The sequence below is a fragment of the Lacinutrix himadriensis genome (genome assembly GCF_001418105.1).
GTDB classification, from domain to species: Bacteria; Bacteroidota; Bacteroidia; order Flavobacteriales; family Flavobacteriaceae; genus Oceanihabitans; species Oceanihabitans himadriense.
Map to the genome: position 1 here is coordinate 17,491 of NZ_LIQI01000005.1, position 21,131 is coordinate 38,621.

The following is a 21,131-nucleotide window of genomic DNA, read 5'->3' on the forward strand; positions in this document are numbered from 1 at the left end:
GATGAAAAACATATATATCCTATTATTTTCACTGGTTTTAGTAGCCTGCGGAAATTCAGAAAAAAAAGCAGAAATAGTTCCGGAAACAGAAACACATAATAACGAAATAACCATTACAAAAGCTCAGTTTGAAGGCGAAAAAATGGCATTTGGCACCTTAGCAGCATATGATTTTAATGAAACCGTAAAAGTAAACGGCATGATAGATGTACCGCCAAAAAACAAATCTAGCGTTACTACTTTTACAGGTGGTTATATTACAAAAACACCATTATTAATTGGAGATAGTGTAAAAAAAGGACAACTTTTAGTAACCCTGGAAAATCCAGAATTTGTAGAGCTTCAGCAAAATTATTTGGAAGTTGCAGAGCAATTAAATTATTTAAAATCGGAATACCACAGACAAAAAACATTGTTTGAAGAAAATATTACTTCCGAAAAAAACTATCTAAAAGCGGAAAGTGCTTATAAAAGCAACCTGGCGCATTATAATGGTTTACGTAAGAAATTACAAATGTTAAATCTGAATCCGAGTAGTGTAGAACAAGGACGAATTTCTTCCACTATAAATTTATATGCACCAATTTCTGGACATGTCACTAAGGTTTATGTAAGTAGTGGAACCTATGTTTCACCAAGCGATGTTATTATGGAAATTGTAGATATTGACCATATTCATTTAGAATTATCGGTCTTTGAAAAGGACATTATGCAAATTAAAAAAGATCAGAAAATTCTGTTTACAATTCCTGAAGCTTCCAATAAAACCTTTGAAGCTGAAGTGCATTTAGTTGGGACCACTATTGATGAACAAACGAGACGTGTAAAAGTGCATGGACACGTAGATAATGATAAAGAAAACTTTATTGTTGGGATGTTTGTCGATGCAGATATTATTGTGGATAGCACGAAAAGTATTGGACTTCCAAAAGAAGCTATTATTGAAGTTGGCGACGCATTTTATGTTTTAGTTTTAGAAGAACAACAGGATGAGGAATTTCAATTAGAAAAAGTTAAATTAGAGCTTGGAAAGCAAACCGAAATGCATGTCGAAATTCTAAATACTGAAGTTTTAAAAGACAAAAAAATCTTAGTAAAAGGCAACAACATGCTTTTAAATGATAGTGAAAGCGGACATAGTCACTAATCAAAACTTAAAATAGATATTATGGAGGACCATAACCATGACGGACACAACCACAGCCATAATTTAATTTTTGGAAAAAAAACAGAACTGTATTTTGCTATACTATGTGGTGTTTTTTTAATTACTGGTTTTACTGTTGAAAAGCTAACCGATGCTCCTTCTTGGACATCGGTTTTCAGTTATATTATCGCTTATTTTTTTGGTGGCTATTTTATAACTATTGAAGCGTATCAAAAAATCATAAAAGGTGGTTTTGATATTGATTTTTTAATGATTGTTGCCGCCATTGGAGCAGCCTATATTGGTAGTTGGGCAGAAGGCGCTTTGCTTTTGTTTTTATTTAGTTTAGGTCATGCCCTAGAACACTATGCGATGCATAAAGCTAAAAAAACTATTGAAGCTTTAAGTGATTTATCGCCAAAAACAGCATTGGTTAAAAAAGGAAATCAGCTAATAGAAATACCAATTGAAAGTTTAAAAATTGGCGACATAATCGTTGTAAAACCAAACACTAAAATAGCAGCAGATGGTGTAATCATAACCGGAAACAGTAGCATCAATCAAGCACCAATTACTGGAGAAAGTATGCCTGTGGATAAAACTGCCATTACGACTTTAGATAAGTTACCAGAATTTAAAGACATCGACAAAAAACATATCGCATTTTCTGGAACAATAAATGGAGATAGCACCCTTGAAATACATGTTTTAAAACGAAGTCAAGACTCTACCGTTGCCCGATTAATTAAAATGGTAAGTGAGGTAGAAACCCAAAAATCACCAACACAACGCTTAACCAAAAAATTTGAAAAGTGGTACGTTCCCATTGTGATCATTGTAGTGGTATTATTGTGTTTTGCCTACTTAATTATAGATGAAACCTTTAATGAAAGCCTCTACAGAGCAATAACCGTTTTGGTAGCCGCTAGTCCTTGTGCGTTGGCAATATCTACGCCAAGCGCTGTACTTAGTGGTATTGCAAGAGCTGCACAAAAAGGAGTTTTAATTAAAGGCGGAAAGGCTTTAGAAGATTTAGGAAGTATTACCACTATTGCCTTTGATAAAACAGGAACATTGACGGAAGGAAAACCAAAATTGACTAACGTCATCCCACTAAATGATTTTGAAGAACAGGAGTTTTTACAAATCGTTTTAGAAGTGGAAAGCTTAAGTAATCATCCGTTAGCAAAAGCAATTGCAAAAGACATCGAGAAATTACATAGCATAAGTTTTAAAGGCATTGCAAAAAACATTGAAGCAATACAAGGAAAAGGAATTACAGCCACATACAACACCTCTAAAGTGTTTATTGGTAATTTAAAATTGATGCAGGACGAAGGCATTACAGTTACGAATATTGTCACCACTAAAATGGATAGCCTATTACAAAACGGACATACCGTAATGCTTGTGGCTTTTAAAAAGGAAATTATCGGTATCCTTAGCGTGATGGATGTCCCAAGAAAAACAGCTGCAGGCACACTTAAAAAACTGCGCGCTATTGGTATAAAACGAATGATTATGCTTACTGGAGATCATCAAAATGTTGGAGATACTATTGCTAAACAAATAGGTTTAACCGAAGCAAAAGGAAATTTATTACCAGAAGATAAAGTTACTGCTATTAAAAACTTACTAGCAACAGATGGAAAAATTGCTATGGTTGGTGATGGCGTAAATGATGCTCCAGCCATGGCCTTAAGCACTGTTAGTATTGCCATGGGAGCGGCAGGAAGCGATGTGGCTTTAGAAACGGCAGATGTAGCTTTAATGTCGGATAAAATTGAGAATTTACCATTTGTAATCGGATTAAGCAGAGCGTCCAAACGGATTATAAAAGAAAACATTTTTATAAGCTTAGCTGTTGTTGCCGTACTAGTGCCTGTTACCATTTTAGGATTAACCAATATTGGAATCGCTGTTTTGTTTCATGAAGGATCCACAGTTATAGTGGTTATAAATGCATTACGATTATTAGCCTATAAAGAACACATATAAATACAGTTTTTTGACGCAACCTTTTCATCTTTTCCGCATCTACTAGTGGTATAACTTTTGATTAATTAAAAACGACTTCTCGATACAAAATTGCAGAAAAGCAATTTCACTCGAAGTGACATAAAAAAATAAACCAATGAAAAAAGCCCTTTTAGGATTATTGTTATTTACCTCTTTTGCAACTTTTGCGCAAGAAGATGTACAAGAAGAAAAAGTAAAACACAGTGAAATAAAAATAAATGCTTTTAATCTTATTTTGTTTAAATCTATAGATGTTTCTTATGAATACTTAATAGATTCGGAATCTTCTATAGGTGCTTCTGTATTAATTAATTTAAGAGATACCGATTCTGGGGAAGATATTTATTATAACGAAAAACTTGCCATCACGCCATATTATAGACGTTACTTTTCCAGCAAATATGCTTGGGGATTTTTCTTAGAAGCTTTTGGAATGTATAACGTACAAGATGATGTCTATGAAGAATACAATTACAATATGATTTCTGACCAATATGAATACACCACATCGGACGAAACCTCTAACAATCTAGCTTTTGGAATGGCTGTTGGAGGAAAATTTGTTAGTAAAAAAGGATTCTTATTTGAAGTATTTGGAGGTGTTGGTAGAAATATTATTCAATCTAACGAGAAAATTGGGAGTGAGTTTGTACCACGTTTAGGAGCAACTTTTGGCTGGAGGTTTTAAGCACAAGACTATTTTATAAAACAAAACCCAAGCTTTTCAGTTTGGGTTTTGTTTTAGTAGTATTTTATTTTTCGAGTCCAAACATAAAGAGGTTCGCTATTAACTGTTTTTATTATTTTGGTCCAGTTTCCTTTTTTATCGAATTTGTATTTATAATTTAGAACTTCTGTTTTTCCATTTTCAAAAACAATGGTTTTTATAATATAATCCTCCTGATTATAAAATGTTTTAATAGATTTGAAAGTAGAATCTTTAGATGACGTTTCTTCTTCGTAAATTCTTAAATCTTTTTCATTATAATTATATCTCAACATTTTGTAATTAGTTGTATCTATCATATTATAATAAAGTTTTAATTCTACTAATTTGTTTCGATTATTAAATCTCCAAACATGTTTAGAATAAATTTTATTTCTAGATTCATTATAATTTAGTTGAAGTATTTTATTTCCATTTTTGTCGTAATCATATTCATACATATTCCGTTCTTTCTCTTTAAACTTTAATTGCACACCTTTCGATCTTCTCCAATTAACCAGAAATCTCCTATACGTTTTTATAATTTTTTGTTGTTCATTTAAATCGTTTACAATTGAATAATCTTCACCATCTTCATCAATTATTTTAGTTTCTATTATGTTATTGTTAAGATCCCGAATATAATACCTATGACTAAATTCATTGGGTTCTTCACTAAAATAGGAGCTGCTTGCTATCGCTTTATTTGAGGTATTATAATGGTTTTTTATTAACAAAAATTCATCATCAAAAAACACTTCTTTTTCTTCTATTAAATTTTCATTTTTATCATAAGAATAATAAAGTCTACTTTCTAATTCATTTGAAAAGTCATACCAAAACTCTTGCTCTACCAACCCTTTTTTATTATAAATCATTTTACAATTAATGTAACTCAAATCAATATCTCTAAAGAACGTTTTTAAGTAACCTTTTTTATATCTTGAATTATCCCTAAATATACTGGAATGGTATTCAGTAAGTCTTTTGGGTACACTTTTTCCTAAGAAAACAATTTTTTCCTTAACAGATTTTGGATCCCCAAAAATAGTATCTAAATTCTTTTGGGAATAACAATTTAAAACACAAAATAAAGCAAGAAGATTTAAAGTGACTCTCATCGTTGATTAAAGTTAACCTTACAAAAATCGTAAAACATTTCCATCCTTAAAAATAACAATGAGTGAATACTGCTTTTGATTGAGTAAAAAAAAAAAAAACGCGCAAACAATTATTGCTTGAGCGTTCTATTTATAAGATTCCTTTTTTCAAAGGAATTAGATTATTTCATTTTCATTAGCCAATGTTTCACATCCACCTCTGCTTTAATCAAGTCTTTTAAATCTTCGATCTTCACACGTTTTTGTTCCATAGTATCTCTATGTCTTATGGTAACGGTGTTGTTTTCTAAAGTTTCATGATCTACAGTAATACAAAATGGTGTTCCGTTTGCATCTTGACGTCTGTAACGCTTTCCTACGGCATCTTTTTCGTCATAAAACACATTGAAATCCCATTTTAAATCTTCTACAATTTGTTTTGCTACTTCTGGCAAACCATCCTTTTTTACTAAAGGAAAGATTGCTGCTTTTACAGGAGCCAAAACTGCTGGTAATTTTAAAACCGTTCTTGTCGTATTGTTTTCTAGTTCTTCTTCCATTAAAGCATTAGAAAATACCGCTAAAAACATTCTGTCTAAACCAATAGAGGTTTCTAAAACATAAGGCGTATAGCTTTTGTTTTCTTCATGATCAAAATACTGCAGTTTCTTACCAGAAAACTCTTCGTGTTGTTTTAAATCAAAATCGGTACGCGAGTGAATTCCTTCTAACTCTTTAAATCCGAAAGGGAATTTGAACTCAATATCTGTTGCAGCATCTGCATAATGCGCTAATTTTTCATGGTCATGAAAACGATAGTTCTCTGCTCCCATTCCTAAAGAAAGATGCCATTTCATTCTGGTTTCTTTCCATTTATCAAACCATTCCTTTTGTGTTCCTGGTTTAATAAAGAATTGCATTTCCATTTGTTCAAACTCACGCATTCTAAAAATAAACTGTCTTGCAACAATTTCGTTTCTAAATGCTTTTCCTGTTTGTGCTATACCAAAAGGAATTTTCATTCGTCCTGTTTTTTGCACATTCAAGAAGTTTACAAAAATCCCTTGCGCTGTTTCCGGACGTAAATATAAATCCATTGCAGTTTCTGCAGAAGCACCAAGTTTGGTTCCAAACATAAGGTTAAACTGCTTCACGTCTGTCCAATTTCGGGAACCCGTTAAAGGATCAGCGATTTCTAATTCTTCAATTAGTAATTTAACATCTGCTAAATCTTCTGCTTCTAAAGATTTTCCTAAACGTTTTAAAATAGTGTCTATTTTTTCTTGATAGCCTAATACTCTTCCGTTAGTTGCTAGAAACTCTTCTTTGTTAAAGGATTCTCCAAAACGCTTTTCCGCCTTTTTTACTTCCTTTTCAATCTTCGTTTCAATTTTAGCACAATAGTCTTCCACTAAAACATCTGCACGATATCTTTTATTAGAATCTTTGTTGTCAATTAATGGATCACTAAAGGCATCAACGTGGCCAGAAGCTTTCCATGTTGTAGGGTGCATAAATATAGATGCATCTATTCCTACTATATTATCATTCATTTGCACCATGGCTTTCCACCAGTAGTCGCGAATGTTCTTTTTTAGCTCTGCTCCGTTTTGAGCATAGTCATATACTGCACTTAATCCATCGTAAATTTCACTACTCTGGAAAACGTAACCATACTCTTTTGCATGAGAGATTACTTTTTTAAATTGATCGTCTTGATTTGCCATAGGTTGCAAAAGTAAAAAACCACTCCATATTAATGGAATGGTTTTAATAAAATTATAAGTTATTTTTTATTTTAATGTTATCGAAGTGCTTCCTAAAAAGGTAGCATTTTGAAATACGTCCACATTATAGCTCCCTGGTTTTAGTTTTTCTTTGTCTCTAATGCTAATTTTAAGACAAGCTGTAATTTCTTCAGAAACATTTTTTATGGTTGTTTTTCCGCTATACCCAATTTTCATTCCTTGGTAATTAAGAACACCTCTTTCAGACACTATTTGATCTTTAGTATCTAATATTTGTACGTAAATATTTTTATTTCCTTTATTAGAGAATGTATTACCTTCTAGTAAAATACAAACTTCAAACTGGTCTGCTTCACTTAATTTATTGGTCTCGTATACTTCTGCCTGTGTTGTACTTAATGCTACAGCAGTTATATTACCAGCTTTAAGCGTTCCTGCTTTACTAATAATAGTATTTAGCTTTGCATTCTTTTTTGTTAGAGTAGCTAATTGGATTTTTTGATTTTCAAATTCCTGAGAAACAGAATCTACTTGTATGTGTAGTGAATTATTATCGCGAACAAGCGCATCTATTTGGTCAAAAATAACTTCTCTTTCGTTTTTAAGAGCGTTTATTTGAATTCTATATTTAGATATTAAAGATAAATCGGTTTTCGTATTTTTTACAGCACTTAATATGCCCTGTATTTTTGTCTTAGAATCTTCTAATTTTGTGTTTACAACTTCATTTTCAATAGAAACATCATTATAAAGAGAAATCATTTCTGTTAACTCATGTTGCACAAGTTTAATTTCTTGTTCTAAAAATTCCTCTTGATTTTTAAAGGAATTAAAAGTTGAAATACTATAAGATCCTAAAATAGCAATTGCTATTACCAATGTACCAATAATTAATCTGTAGTTAAAAGTTTGAGGGAAAACTAACATATTATTTATTTTACAATACGAAACTAGATATTTAGATTGGTATAATTTATTTTAATCGATAAAGTATGTGAAATAATTGTTGAAGTAATTTCTTTAAACAGTTTACAATATTTTTTTGTAAGTTTAATACTATGTTTCAAGCTGTTATAGATTTGTTCTTTCCAAAAGTGTGCTATGCGTGCTATTCCCACTTACACGATTCTGAAATGTATATTTGTACTTCTTGCAGACATAATTTACCGGTTACTAATTATCATTTTAACGCAAACACTACTGTTGAAAAAGTATTTTATGGTCGTTCAAAAGTAGAACAAGCCACAGCATTACTTCGTTTTGAAAAAAAAGGTGTGGTGCAACAGCTTATTCATAATTTAAAATATAGAGGTTATGAAGAAATAGGTGTTTTTTTTGGAGAATGGCTTGGCAACGAATTAAAAGAAATAGATACTTTTAAAGATGTAGATGTTGTTATTCCTGTGCCTTTACATAAAAAGAAGCTAAAAAAAAGAGGGTATAATCAAGTCACCAAATTTGGACAAGAAATAGCAAAATCTTTGCAAATAGATTACAATGATACATCTTTAATTAAAATAACGAATACAAAATCTCAAGTCACCAAAAGACGATTTGCACGTTGGCAAGCTGACCATGAACTTTTTGCATTAGAAAATCCGGAATTAATAGAAAACAAGCATATTTTACTTGTGGATGATATTATTACCACCGGAGCAACATTAGAGTCTTGCATACAAGTATTAAATAAAGCTAATAATGTTAAAATAAGTATAGCAACCATGGCAATAGTGGATTGAGTATTTTATAGATTTTGGCATTTATTTTTTTTCTATTTACTAAAAAATTGTTCTTTTGAAGTTAAATTTTGCTTAAACATAAAAAGCTTAAAGGAATACAATGATAAATATGTTGTTACTTTGTGCTAAATCATGAAATTTATAATGCGTAATACCTTATCCAATTTAATTTTAATTCTAACCATAGGCTTCATTATTGTTAGTTGTGCTAATAGAGGGAATCCTAGCGGTGGACCAAAGGACGTTACTCCTCCTCAAATTGTAAAATCTATTCCAGAAAATTATTCTACAAATTTTAATGGCAAAGAAATTAAGATTTATTTTGATGAATATGTGAAAATTAAAAACTTAAGCAAACAACTTATTATATCACCACCAATGGATCCCGCTCCAGAAGTAACACCTCTTGGAACAGCGAGTAAATACATTACCATTAAGATTAACGATACCTTACTTAATAATACAACCTACGTTTTTAATTTTGGAAATAGTATAACCGATAACAACGAAGAAAACCCATATTCCTATTATAAATATATTTTATCTACAGGAAGTTATATCGATTCCCTTTCTGTTAAAGGTGAAATTTCAGATGCTATTTTACGTAAGCCAGATGATTTTGTTTCTGTACGTTTATACGAGGTAGATACCACTTTTAACGACTCTATTGTTTATAAAAAATTACCAAAATATGTAACCAATACTTTAGATAGCACAACTACTTTTAGCATAGACAATATGAAAGCAGGCAAGTATATGCTTATTGCTTTAAAAGATGTTAATGAAGATAATAAATTTCAGCAATTAACAGACAAAATAGGATTTTATAAAAACTACATTACGGTACCAACAGATTCTACTTTTTCTCTAAAACTATTTAAAGAAGAATCCGATTTCACTATCATTAGACCACGTTTAGTTGCTGGTGAAAAAATAGCTTTTGGCTATCGAGGAGATTATAAAAATACAGCAATTGATATTACTTCTGAAGTGCCAGAAAACTTTAAATATACCATTACAAAAGATGCCGAAACAGATTCTTTAAACTACTGGTACAGACCAAGACTAAAAGATACGGATTCTTTACTTTTTACTGTGAAGAACAAAAAATACAGCGACAATTTTACAGTTAAAATAAGCGATCAGCCGAGAGATACCCTAAAAATAGAGACAACAACTAAAGGAAGCTTAAACTTTAAAGACGATTTTAAATTAACAGCAAATGTTCCGTTGGTAAATTTTAATGAACAGAAACTTACTATTTTAGATAAAGATTCTGTAAAAGTGGCCTATAAAACAACCATAGATTCACTTACAAACACCTATTCTTTTGCTTTTGAAAAAACGGAAGACAACAAATATGCTATTCAAGTTTTACCGGAAGCATTTACCGATTTTTTTGATAATAAAAACGATACTTTAAATTATAAATTAAGCACTAAAAACTTTGCAGATTATGGCAATGTAAGAATAACTTTATATAATGCTAAATACCCAGTAATAGCGCAATTAACAGATGTTAAAGGCGTAATAAAAGCAGAATTATATAGTACCGAATCAGAACCTTTAGATTTTAGATATCTAGATCCTGCAAAATATTATTTACGTGTTATTTTTGATGCTAATAAAAATCAGAAATATGATTCTGGAAGCTATTTAAAAAAGCGTCAAGCAGAACGTATTAGCCATTATAATGAAGTTATTGAAGTTCGTGCAAATTGGGATCCTATAATAGATTTTACGCTATTAGATTAAACGCATCCTTATCCCCTAAAAACTGCAATCTCTCTCGATATTTTTTTAGGTGATTTTTGTCTAGCGTTACAATTTCTGTTTGCTCTTTACCTAAAGCGATATTCGATATTTTTTTACCTAAAACATCGTAAACAGCCGAGCTTCCTGAATATTCGTAATTATTAATATCTAAACCTACTCTATTTACACCAACGCAATACGTCATGTTTTCTATCGCTCTAGCTTTTAGCAAAGCATCCCAAGCAGTAATTCTAGGTTTTGGCCAATTGGCAACATACAATAACAAATCATAATCTTCGGTGTTTCTTGCCCAAACCGGAAAACGTAAATCATAACATACCAAAGGGCAAATTTTCCAACCTTTATAAGCTACTATTATTTTTTTATTTCCTGCTTGATACACTTTATCCTCTCCAGCAAGTGTAAAAGTATGTCGCTTATCATAGAGTTCTATTTCCCCTTCCGGATGTACAAATAAAAGTCGGTTGTAGTATTTGTTGTCTTCGGTAATAATTAAGCTTCCAACAATAGCTGCATTACTTTTTTTAGCCATTTCTAACATCCATTTCACGCTTTCTCCTTCCATGGTTTCTGCAAGATTGGAAGCATGCATTGTAAAGCCTGTAGTAAACATTTCTGGAAGAATAATGAGATCAACTTCTTGCGAAATAGAATTTATTTTTTCTGTAAAATGCATTCTATTCTCTTTTGGGTTTTCCCAGACTAAATCGGACTGTATAAGTGCTATTTTTAATTTTTCTTGCATTTTATAAAGATACTTGTTTTTTGTAAAGTTGTAAAACAAAAAATTCCAGAATTGTTCTAAGGAACAACTCTGGAATTTCAAATAACTATAAGCTTTTTTACAATTAAGCTTTTCTTAATTTCTTTTCTGCCTTTTTGATATCACTATTTAAACCTTCCAATTTTTTAAGCCATTTTGCTTCGTCTTCTGGAGATAGTTTTCCTTTCTTTTTCAATTTCTCATATTTCTTTTGAGAGCTCTCTAACTTGCTATTTGCTTTATCAAAAGATTTTTGTGCTTTCTCCTTTTTCTTTAAAGCTTTTTCTGCTTGTTTTTGTTTCTTTTCTGCTTTTTTTAAGTCTTTTTCGTTCTTTTTTAGCTCTTTTTCACGTTTTCCTTCTTCTTTTTCCGCTTTCTTAATCTTTTCCTCTTTCTCCTTCTCTGCCTTTTGTAGCTCCTTTTCCTTCACTTCTTTTAACTGGTCTGCTTTTTGTTTTGCTATTTCCGCTTGTGCTTTTTCTTCTTGCACCTTCAGCTCCATTTCATGCGTAGCAAAAACAGCATTACGTTTTTCCTCACTTAGCGTTTCTGTAACGTCTTTTTCTGCTTGATAAATCTTACCTTCTTTAACGGTATATGTTTTTACATCCACTGGAACTTCTTGAGCATTCATAATACAACTAAAAGCAAAAAGGAATGTTAGTGTAATTAATTTTTTCATCGTTTTATATTTATTGTTCAATAATAGTTAGCAAATATATTGCCAAATGAATTTCGCTAGATTATATTTTATTTAAAATTTCGGCAGCTCTTTTTAAAGTGTCTTCCGTTTTAGCAAAACAAAAACGCAATACCTTATCATCTTTATGATTATCGTTAAAAACCGATAATGGAATGGACGCTAATCCATTTTCAATAGTTAATCGCTTTGCAAAATCCACATCGTATTCTTGTGTAATTTCAGAAAAATCTAAAACCTGAAAATACGTTCCTTTTGCTGCATTAAATTGAAATCGCGAATCTTTTATCCAACTTAAAAACAAGTCTCTTTTCTCTTGATAAAAACCCGAAAGCTCTAAATAATGACTTGGCTCTTTCAGATAATCTGCCAATCCTTTTTGCATCGGGTGATTTACCGAAAACACATTAAATTGATGCACTTTTCTAAACTCTTCCATCAGTTCTTTTGGCGCACAACAATACCCGATTTTCCATCCTGTATTATGAAATGTTTTTCCAAAAGACGCCGTTATAAAACTTCTGGCTTTTAAATCTGAAAACAAACAGGCGCTTTGGTGTTTTTTCCCATCAAAAATAATATGTTCGTACACTTCATCACTCAATACAATTATGTTTGTATTTTCAGTAAGCGCTTGAAGCTGTAACATATCGGCTTCCGAAAAAACACTACCACTAGGATTTTGCGGTGTATTTATAATAATCATCTTGGTTTTCCTGTTGATTTTCTGTTTTACAGCATTCCAATCTACTTTATAATTTGGCGCATTTAATTGTATAGAAATCGTTTTTGCACCTTGTAATTCTATTGCTGGTTGGTAACAATCGTAAGCTGGTTTAAAAATAATGACTTCATCCTCCTGCCTTACAAATGCCGAAATAATAGTAAAAATAGCCTGCGTTGCTCCTGCTGTAACTGTTATTTCCGTTTCCGGATTATAGCTCGTGCCATATAAGAAGTCAAATTTATTAGCAATACGTTGCCTTAATTCCATATTTCCAGGCATTGGCGCATATTGATTGTACCCAGAATGCATAGCCTTTGTCACCAAATCCATTAGTTTTTTATCACTACTAAAACCAGGAAATCCCTGCGATAAATTAATAGCATTGTGTTGGTTAGCCAAAGCGCTCATTACAGAAAAAATGGTGGTGCCTACGTTAGGCAGTTTTGATGTATGTTGCATACAGTAAATATAGTCAGTTATTAGAACATAAATTTAGTCCTTTTTAACAATTTTTACTTCTTGGTTTTTTTTGTACTCAAAACAAATAGTTCTTCGGTTTTTACACAAGTTCTTCTTCCCTTTTTCTGCGTTAAAATTTTCAACCATAACTGTGCTATGATTGAAAATTTTGCCTTGATAAAGAAAACAATAACTACCTCTAAAATTCCCAAAAACTATTTGTTTTGAGTATCTTTGAAAGCATTAAAAAACAAGACTTATGAAACTATTTAAATTCCTCTTACTTTTTATTTCGCTGAATCTTTCGGCACAACAAGGTGGTATGTGGATTCCTTCCTTATTAGAAGGTATGAACGAAACCGAAATGACAAACCTAGGTAGTAAACTTACTGCGCAAGATATATATGATGTAAACAACTCTAGTCTTAAAGACGCTATTGGGCATTTTAATGGTGGTTGTACTAGTGAAGTTATTAGTGATAAAGGATTAATATTAACGAATCATCATTGTGGTTTCGGACAAATACAAGCGCATTCGTCTTTAGAAAATGATTATTTAAAAGATGGTTTTTGGGCAATGTCTTTAGAAGAAGAACTGCCAAACGAAGGCTTATACATTGAATTTATTGTAAGTATTACAGATATAACAGAAGAAGTTCTTGCTGTTGTAAATGAAGATATGACCGAAAAAGAAAAGCAATCGGTTATCGATAAAAATTCGAATGGGTTAATGAAAAATTGGCCTAGAGAAGCTTGGCAAGATGTTAAAACAAAAGCTTTTTATAATGGTAACCAATACTTCTTATTCGTTACAGAACGTTTTGAAGATATTCGTTTAGTTGGTGCGCCTCCAACAAGCATTGGTAAATTTGGAAGTGATACCGACAACTGGGTTTTTCCAAGACATACTGGTGACTTTTCTATGTTTCGTATTTATGCAGATGCCAATAACAGACCTGCAAAATACAGCAAAGACAACCAACCATACAAACCAAAACACTTTTTACCTGTTTCTTTAGATGGTGTTGCAGAAGGTGATTTTACGATGGTATTTGGTTTTCCTGGAAGTACCAACGAATATTTACCAGCAGTAGCGATAGAACATATTACAAAAGAATTTAACCCAACAAATATTGCCATTCGTGAAGCTGCTTTAAAAGTTATCGACGCAAAAATGAAAACGAGTGATGCGGTTCGCATTAAATACGCATCCAAACAAGCACGTATTGCAAATGCTTGGAAAAAATGGATAGGTGAAAATCTAGGAATTGAAAAAAGTGATGCTGTTGCAAAGCGTCGTGCTTTTGAAGCTACTTTTACAAAAGCCTTAAGTGAAAAAGGTTTAGATGCTAAATACGGAAACATTTTACCGCAATTTAATAAACTGTATGCCGATTTTGCACCAATAAATATTAAACGTAGAAACTTTATTGAAGTGTTCTTAGTAACCAATGAGCTGATGCAAATGACTTTTAGAGCATACCAAATGGAAGAAGCTATTACTGCAAATCCAGAAGCTTTTGATAAAGCAATAGAGCGTTTCTCAGGAACTTTACAAAGCATCCATAAAAACTATGATGTAGATGTAGACAAAGGTGTTTTTAGTAATGTGATGCCTTTTTACAATAAAAATGTAGATGCTTCTATTTATGATAAAACCGCTTTTACAAATCTAGACGAAGCTTTAAAACTTTTAGATGGAGACGCTAAAAGTGTACTTAAAAAACTAAACAAAGATGCTGCATACCAATATGCAAAACCAATGATTGCTGAGTTTTACAACACGATAAATAAAGAATACGAAGCAAAAAACGAACCTATTACAGCCTTACAAACCAAGTACATGACTGCATTAATGAAAGCATTACCTGAAGCTCGTTATTTTCCAGATGCAAATAGTACTTTACGTGTAACCTACGGACAAGTTAGAGGTTATGCACCAAGAGATGCTGTGTATTACAATCCTGTAAGTTATTTAGATGGTGTTGTAGAAAAATATGTTCCTGGAGATTATGAATTTGATGTTCCTGAAAAATTATTAGAGTTACATAAAAATAAAGATTACGGACAATACGCAGATAGCAACGGAAAAGTACCGGTTTGTTTCTTAGGAACTAACCATACTACTGGAGGAAACTCTGGAAGTCCAGCAATTGATGCGCATGGAAACTTAGTTGGTTTAAACTTTGACAGAGTTTGGGAAGGTACCATGAGCGACATGAATTACGACCCTGAAATTTGCCGAAACATTATGGTAGATGTACGTTATGTATTATTTATTGTAGATAAGTTTGCTGGAGCGACCCATTTAATTGATGAAATGAAATTGGCACATCCTAAAACGGATAAGCAATAAAAAGTATTCAGTCACAGTTTACAGTTAATTAGACCTCACAGATTTTAAAATTTGTGAGGTCTTTTTTTAACTCCTATTTCTTTCTTTTTTAGAAAATCAGGAACAGAAAGAGTTTCTCTCTTTAGTTAAATAGAGGTGGATTTGAAGCAAAAAGAGCGAAGCGAATTTTAAAAACTATACAATCTTCAACAATTTCAACAACTCTTGCTTATACGTTCTACCAATAGGTAGTCTATTCCCTTGCACATAAATTTCATTTCCGGAAATTTTATCGACATACCTTCTATTAATAATAAACGATTTATGTACTTGTGTAAAACAGGTTTCCGGAAGTTTTTCTTTCCAATTTTTAAGCGAATCAATAAATGAAAGCTTCTTGTTTTTTGTAATTATTGTAATGTAATTTCTATCGGATTCTAAATACAAAATATCGCTAATTATAATTTTATGAAGTGTTTTATCTACATTTAAAAAGAGGGTTTCTTCTTTATTTTCTTCGGAAGAAAGAGCAGATTTTTCGACGCTATTTTCCGCTTTATTAATTGCTTTTAAAAAGCGATCAAATCCAAACGGTTTTACTAAATAATCGACAATAGTTTCTAACTCAAAACTACTAACTGCGTAATCTGGATATGCAGTAGTCATAATAATTGCTGGCGGGTTTTTAATGGTTTTAATAAAATCGATTCCAGAAATATCTGGCAAGTTAATATCTAAAAAAACCACATCTGCAGTATTACATTTTAAAAAAGTATTTGCTTCAATCGCAGCATTAAAAACACCCAAAAGCTCTAGGTTTGGTAATTTGCTTAAATAGTTCTTTAGAATATTTTGAGCAGGAATTTCGTCTTCTATTATAATACAAGTCATCATGACAACTTCAATTTTAAATACACTTTATATACTTCGTCTTTAAAAACCTCTAGTTTATAATCTTCTTTATAAATAAGCTGTAAACGCTTTTCTAGGTTTTGTAGACCAATCTTAAAATCTTCGGTAGTTACTTTTTCTTTATCATAATCATTCAGACAAACACATTCTAAAACGCCATTTTTCTCTGTAATAGAAACCGAAATATCACTTCCCAAGGTACTATGTTTAAACGCATTTTCAATAATACAAATCAGCAATAAAGGCGCAATTTGTTTTTCTGAAGATTGTATCGATTTATTATAATTTATATGCTTTACACCTTCGGTTCTAATCCCTTGAAAAGTCATGTAATTATCTATAAACTGCAATTCTTTTTCTAGCGAAACGGTTTTGGCGTTACTTTCATATAACACATGTTTTAGGTTATCAGACAGCATTAAAATAAGCTCCGGAGTTTCCTTCGGTTTTTCTAAAGCATACGAATAAATGGTATTCAGATTATTAAAAAGCACATGCGGATTTATCTGCGATTTCAAAAACTTCAACTCCATTTCTAAGTGTTCTTTCTTTACTTGTTCTACTTCGTCTTGCTTATCTAAGAAGCGATACAGCATCCAGATAAAAGAGAAGAAAATAAGCGGCACCAAGGTTTGCCATAAATAATCACTCAAGCATTTCATAATAGAACAACCACATTGCGCAAATACATTACAATACAATTGGGTTGCAAAAAAGGAGATTGCCGCAAAAACGAAAACATAAATAATATACAATCGCTTTTTTATAAAGAAAGGTAGCAGCAATAGATTATTTACATAGACGATAACCACCAAAATAGACAGGTACTGCAAAAACGGATTTTCGCGCCAATAATATTGCGAAAAAACAGAAAGAGACACAAACACAAAAAGCATCCAAAAGAGTATGTGTACCAATATTTGTGAAGTATGTTTTTTAAGTGTAATCAAGTTTAAAGTTTAATGGTCACTAGGAGTGATTGTTCTCATACCGACTTAAGTTTTGTTGAAAGTACTCAGAAATGACTTAATCCTCAAAAATTAAGTACAAAAACCTCATTTAGTATTGCAAACGACCTAAAAATTGCTGTTTGTTGTTTTAAGTATGCTGTTGGTACTATTTATTGGTAATAATTTCAAGACTGTATTATGTTTGAATCACAAAAACATCAACAATCATGAATCGAACAATTATTCTATTAATCGCAATTTTAAGTTTTTCAGCAACATTTTCACAAACTGTAAATCATCAAGTTTTAGATGAAAAAGGAAATGAAATGTTATTAGGAACCATCAATAAAAAAGGTTTACAAAATGCCCCTTTTAACGAATGGTTTAACAAAAATCATGACGATTATGCGGTCAATGAAAAAATAGCTAATCAACTAAAGGACTCCTTAAACGATTATACTATTAAAGTATTTCTTGGTACTTGGTGTGGGGATAGCAAAAAGGAAGTTCCGCAATTCTATAGTGTTTTAGAAGCTGCTAATTTTACTGAAAACCAGTTAGAAGTTATTGCTTTAGATAGAAAAAGTGAGGCCTATAAACAAGGTCCGAATGGCGAAGAAAAAGGCATGAATATTCACAGAGTACCAACTTTTATTTTTTATAAAGATGGTAAAGAAGTAAATAGAATAGTAGAACATCCACAAGAAACTTTAGAACGTGATATGCTTAAAATAGTGAACGGAGAACGCTATTCATCAAATTATATAGCTGCAAATTATGTGCAAAATTTATTGGCAAGTAAAACTATAGATAGTTTAAAAATAGAAGAAGCCAATTTGGTTTCTATGTTGTCAGAATATGTAGAAGGAAGTAGAGAATTAAACACTTTAGGTTATGTGTATTTACGAGCGAAAGAATTGGATAAAGCGATGTATGTTTTTGACTTAAACACAAAGATATTTCCGTATAAACACAATGTGTATGATAGTTTAGCGGAAGGCTATTTTGAAACCAAAAACAATAAGGAAGCTTTAAAAAATTATTACAAAGTGTTAAGTCTTAATCCCGAGGATAAAAATGCTCTTGAAATGATTGAAAAAATAAACCAATTTTAATTCCTTTTTAGAGTCGGAATCCAAGAAGAATCGGCAAAATAACTTTCGTTTATTTGTGTTAAATCTAAATCTGGAGAAATCATATTTTGGTTCGGTAATCCGTTAAACTCAACTTTAATATTTGTTTTAATAATTGGATTTACAATACCTCTTTCTCTCTCTAACTTCGCACTTATGTATTTTGATAGATGGACAAAAGTAAAAGGATCCTCCAACATATGGATGTATTGATTGGTGGATACATAAGATTTTCCATCTAATTTATATGTATTGGACGTCTTTCTATCAGTAAGTGTCATACTAAACGCTGTCTCTTTTCTGTTTTGCATTTTCATACGCCAAGAAAACCGTGAAGCAATCCCTGTCCATTCTGGATTATTTGTCAATAAAACATGTCTAAATGGAAATAGTAAATGAAAAACTACAAATACGACAATACAACATGCCATGACTTTTTTTCCTAACGACCAATCTTGTTTTTTAGTTTCAATAACAACCTTCGGCTCATTTGTTATTTTTTGCTTTGCCAAATATTCTTTTCTTTCCTGCTTGTTTTTAAATATTTTTTTAGATGCTTTTCTCGGTATAAAAACATCTAAAAATGCTCCAACTTTTGAAGGATCCAAAAATAAAATTGTGGAGCAAATCATAAAAAACGGAAAAATCCCTATATCACTAAAAAGAACAGTACCATTAAGAAAACTGAATAGCACTACTAAAATAATACCTAGTTTCTTTGTGCGCTTATTAATTAGTAAAAAAACAATACTTAAATCGAAAAGAACACCTCCATAAGTAATCAAATTTGTTAACAAAGATTCTGGTAAAAGCTGGTGTAAAAAGCTTTCATTTGCTTGTTTTATTATAATACTAACAAGATTGGTGTCTAACCAGTTTGATGAAAGTTTTGCGATACCTCCAAAAAAATAAGGAAGAGCAATTAAAAACATCAAAATATACTGATTCCAAGCTGGAATTGTGTTAATCATTTCTTTTTTTGAAAACTTAGAACGCAAGCTATATTTTTTATCTGCATCCATAAATATCATTACAAAGGCAATTAAAGCAACTAAATATAAATGATTATTATATAAGGTTTTGTCGATAAAAGTAAAATAAGAAAAACCTAGAAAGAAAAATATCATGGCATAACGGTACAAAAAACCAATCGTAATTAATATGGCTGAAACAAACATTCCAAAGTGAATAGTCTTTAAGAAACCAATAGATAGAGGTTTTAAAAATGAAAAACCAGAATATGGAAATAGCACTTCTGGACCAGCCATAAACTGAAAAGTATAATCTATTTCATAATAGTACATCATTTGATATACCATAAAACAACCAAAAATAATTCGGAAAAAACTTACAACAGATATATCTATTCTTTTAAATAGAAAATTATATAAAAACATAGGAGAACAAAATTGTTATATCTCAAATATAGTTTTTTTGAAATAAAATGTAAGACAACCATAAAGACAGAATAAAAATTAATCTTGAAAACGTATCTTCTTATTCATTTGTTCATGTAGTATTAAACCTTTTGAAGAAAAGCAAGTCTAACTACAAAACTTGCTTTTTATTAAATGATCTCACTTATAAATAAAAACGCTATTTACTTAGCAATCCTATTATGTTTGTGCTTTAGTTGTAAAGAAAAGAATTCGGCAACAAACAAAACAACTACACCTTCGGTAACGACAATTGGTGATATCCCTATTTACGATTTTAACGACCTAGAACCACTTCTATACACAAACACGAATAAAACCTATATCATAAATTTTTGGGCGATGTGGTGTGCTCCTTGCGTAAAAGAGCTTCCTTATATTCAGGAATATGCGGACAAAAATCCGGACGTAGAAGTTTTATTGGTAAGTATGGATTTTATAAAAGATATAGACACCAAACTCAAGCCTTTTCTAAAAGAAAGAAATATCACTTCTAAAGTTATTTTATTAGATGATCCTGATGCTAATAGTTGGATTGACAAAGTGAATCCGGATTGGTCTGGAGCAATTCCTTTTACCATAATATTTAATAATAAAACCCGTAAATTTTACGAGCGTTCTTTTGAAAACTTAAAAGATCTTGAAAAACAAATAACTACAAATTTTTAATAAAACAAACCCAATTTAACAATGAAAAAAATAAGTATACTAATTGCTACAATCTGCCTATCTGCTGGTATTTTAACTTCTTGTAAAAACGATACAAGTAAAAAAACAGGAGAGGTCACAGAACACAAACAGAACGAAAAAGGTCATGGAGAACATGGAGACCATAAAGGACCTCCACCACATGGTGAAAAAGGAGATCATAAAGGACCACCTCGTGGAGGATCACCAGAACAAACAAGAACATTAGAAGAAATTGGAGGTTATAAAATTGGAGATGTAGCAGAAGATTTTTCTCTTAAAAACGTAGACGGATCTATGGTTTCTTTAGCTAGCTATAAAGATGCAAAAGGATACATTGTAACATTTACTTGTAATGGATGTCCGTTTTCCGTATTATACGAAGACCGTTTGATTGCATTAAACAATACCTATGCACCAAAAGGATATCCTGTAATTGCTATTAATGGTAATAATCATGAAAACGAAAAAGAAAGTTATGAGGCGATGCAAAAACGTTCTGAAGAAAAAGGGTTTACATTTCCTTACTTAGTAGATGAAGGACAAAAAGTATATCCAAAATTTGGAGCAGTTAGAACGCCACATATATTCTTGCTAGATAGCGATTTAAAAGTACAATATATTGGTACTATTGACGATAATGCAAAATCTCCAGAAAACGTAAAAGTGAAGTATGTGGAAGATGCCATTGCTGCTTTAGAAAAAGGAGAAAAGCCAAATCCTAATTTTACAAAAGCGATTGGTTGCCCAATAAAATAAGTAGTAATTTTTAAGAAAGAAAAAGCAAGCATTAA

At 31.4% G+C, this 21,131-nt stretch carries 18 protein-coding genes; 9 read left to right on the top strand and 9 right to left on the bottom strand.

Features of this window, described 5'->3' with window-relative positions:
- Position 1 precedes the first annotated feature (1 nt).
- The 3 genes from AMD28_RS00135 (at position 2) to AMD28_RS00145 (ending at position 3,854) form a co-directional block, all read left to right on the top strand.
- Positions 2 to 1,147 carry an efflux RND transporter periplasmic adaptor subunit gene (locus AMD28_RS00135; protein WP_055442138.1) on the top strand — a complete coding sequence of 382 codons (1,146 nt, stop codon included), beginning with the start codon at positions 2 to 4 and terminating at the stop codon, positions 1,145 to 1,147.
- Positions 1,148 to 1,168: 21 nt separating this feature from the next.
- Positions 1,169 to 3,145, top strand: coding sequence for a heavy metal translocating P-type ATPase (locus AMD28_RS00140; protein ID WP_055442139.1), 1,977 nt, complete (start codon positions 1,169 to 1,171; stop codon positions 3,143 to 3,145).
- A 136-nt stretch (positions 3,146 to 3,281) separates the two neighbouring features.
- Complete coding sequence (locus AMD28_RS00145; RefSeq protein WP_055442140.1) at positions 3,282 to 3,854, top strand: hypothetical protein; 573 nt, start codon at positions 3,282 to 3,284, stop codon at positions 3,852 to 3,854.
- A gap of 53 nt (positions 3,855 to 3,907) precedes the next feature.
- On the opposite strand, the gene AMD28_RS00150 is transcribed toward AMD28_RS00145, so the two are convergent.
- The 3 genes from AMD28_RS00150 to AMD28_RS00160 form a co-directional block, all read right to left on the bottom strand.
- Positions 3,908 to 4,750, bottom strand: a complete 843-nt coding sequence (locus AMD28_RS00150) for a hypothetical protein (RefSeq protein WP_152975500.1) — start codon at positions 4,748 to 4,750, stop codon at positions 3,908 to 3,910.
- 404 nt (positions 4,751 to 5,154) lie between these two features.
- Positions 5,155 to 6,699 (bottom strand): glycine--tRNA ligase, encoded by a 1,545-nt coding sequence (locus AMD28_RS00155; RefSeq protein ID WP_055442142.1) that lies wholly within the window; start codon positions 6,697 to 6,699, stop codon positions 5,155 to 5,157.
- A 66-nt stretch (positions 6,700 to 6,765) separates the two neighbouring features.
- On the bottom strand, positions 6,766 to 7,647 hold the full coding sequence (locus AMD28_RS00160) for a hypothetical protein (protein ID WP_055442143.1): 882 nt from the start codon (positions 7,645 to 7,647) through the stop codon (positions 6,766 to 6,768).
- A gap of 131 nt (positions 7,648 to 7,778) precedes the next feature.
- Between AMD28_RS00160 and AMD28_RS00165 the strand changes: the two genes are divergently transcribed.
- Together AMD28_RS00165 and AMD28_RS00170 are read left to right on the top strand one after the other, a co-directional pair.
- Entirely contained in the window at positions 7,779 to 8,459 is a 681-nt protein-coding gene (locus AMD28_RS00165) for a ComF family protein (RefSeq protein ID WP_055442144.1), read from the top strand.
- Between the two features lie 132 nt (positions 8,460 to 8,591).
- The gene (locus tag AMD28_RS00170) at positions 8,592 to 10,214 is read left to right on the top strand and encodes an Ig-like domain-containing domain (RefSeq protein ID WP_241492402.1); all 1,623 of its coding nucleotides are present in this window, start codon (positions 8,592 to 8,594) and stop codon (positions 10,212 to 10,214) included.
- Here AMD28_RS00170 and AMD28_RS00175 read toward each other — a convergent pair.
- From AMD28_RS00175 to AMD28_RS00185, 3 genes are all read right to left on the bottom strand, one after another.
- Complete coding sequence (locus AMD28_RS00175; RefSeq protein WP_055442146.1) at positions 10,198 to 10,980, bottom strand: amidohydrolase; 783 nt, start codon at positions 10,978 to 10,980, stop codon at positions 10,198 to 10,200. The two genes, AMD28_RS00170 and AMD28_RS00175, sit on opposite strands and share 17 nt — an antisense overlap.
- Positions 10,981 to 11,083: 103 nt before the next feature.
- On the bottom strand, positions 11,084 to 11,680 hold the full coding sequence (locus AMD28_RS00180) for a hypothetical protein (RefSeq protein ID WP_055442147.1): 597 nt from the start codon (positions 11,678 to 11,680) through the stop codon (positions 11,084 to 11,086).
- 61 nt (positions 11,681 to 11,741) lie between these two features.
- Positions 11,742 to 12,884, bottom strand: a complete 1,143-nt coding sequence (locus tag AMD28_RS00185; RefSeq protein WP_055442148.1) for a methionine aminotransferase — start codon at positions 12,882 to 12,884, stop codon at positions 11,742 to 11,744.
- Between the two features lie 259 nt (positions 12,885 to 13,143).
- On the opposite strand from AMD28_RS00185, the gene AMD28_RS00190 reads away from it, so the two are divergent.
- A complete protein-coding gene (locus AMD28_RS00190; protein ID WP_055442149.1) occupies positions 13,144 to 15,240 on the top strand; it encodes a S46 family peptidase in 2,097 nt (698 codons plus the stop codon).
- A 174-nt stretch (positions 15,241 to 15,414) separates the two neighbouring features.
- On the opposite strand, the gene AMD28_RS00195 is transcribed toward AMD28_RS00190, so the two are convergent.
- Together AMD28_RS00195 and AMD28_RS00200 are read right to left on the bottom strand one after the other, a co-directional pair.
- Positions 15,415 to 16,113 carry a LytR/AlgR family response regulator transcription factor gene (locus AMD28_RS00195; RefSeq protein WP_241492403.1) on the bottom strand — a complete coding sequence of 233 codons (699 nt, stop codon included), beginning with the start codon at positions 16,111 to 16,113 and terminating at the stop codon, positions 15,415 to 15,417.
- Positions 16,110 to 17,081, bottom strand: coding sequence for a sensor histidine kinase (locus tag AMD28_RS00200; RefSeq protein WP_241492405.1), 972 nt, complete (start codon positions 17,079 to 17,081; stop codon positions 16,110 to 16,112). Before AMD28_RS00200 ends, AMD28_RS00195 begins: the two co-directional genes overlap by 4 nt.
- Before the next feature lie 227 nt (positions 17,082 to 17,308).
- On the opposite strand from AMD28_RS00200, the gene AMD28_RS00205 reads away from it, so the two are divergent.
- Positions 17,309 to 18,196: a TlpA family protein disulfide reductase gene (locus AMD28_RS00205; RefSeq protein ID WP_055442152.1), complete on the top strand. Its 888-nt coding sequence runs from the start codon at positions 17,309 to 17,311 to the stop codon at positions 18,194 to 18,196.
- Here the strand turns inward: AMD28_RS00205 and AMD28_RS00210 are convergent.
- Positions 18,193 to 19,611 carry an HTTM domain-containing protein gene (locus AMD28_RS00210; RefSeq protein WP_055442153.1) on the bottom strand — a complete coding sequence of 473 codons (1,419 nt, stop codon included), beginning with the start codon at positions 19,609 to 19,611 and terminating at the stop codon, positions 18,193 to 18,195. The two genes, AMD28_RS00205 and AMD28_RS00210, sit on opposite strands and share 4 nt — an antisense overlap.
- Before the next feature lie 174 nt (positions 19,612 to 19,785).
- On the opposite strand from AMD28_RS00210, the gene AMD28_RS00215 reads away from it, so the two are divergent.
- Together AMD28_RS00215 and AMD28_RS00220 are read left to right on the top strand one after the other, a co-directional pair.
- Complete coding sequence (locus AMD28_RS00215; RefSeq protein ID WP_055442154.1) at positions 19,786 to 20,319, top strand: TlpA family protein disulfide reductase; 534 nt, start codon at positions 19,786 to 19,788, stop codon at positions 20,317 to 20,319.
- Between the two features lie 21 nt (positions 20,320 to 20,340).
- Entirely contained in the window at positions 20,341 to 21,096 is a 756-nt protein-coding gene (locus AMD28_RS00220) for a thioredoxin family protein (protein WP_055442155.1), read from the top strand.
- Positions 21,097 to 21,131 lie beyond the last annotated feature (35 nt).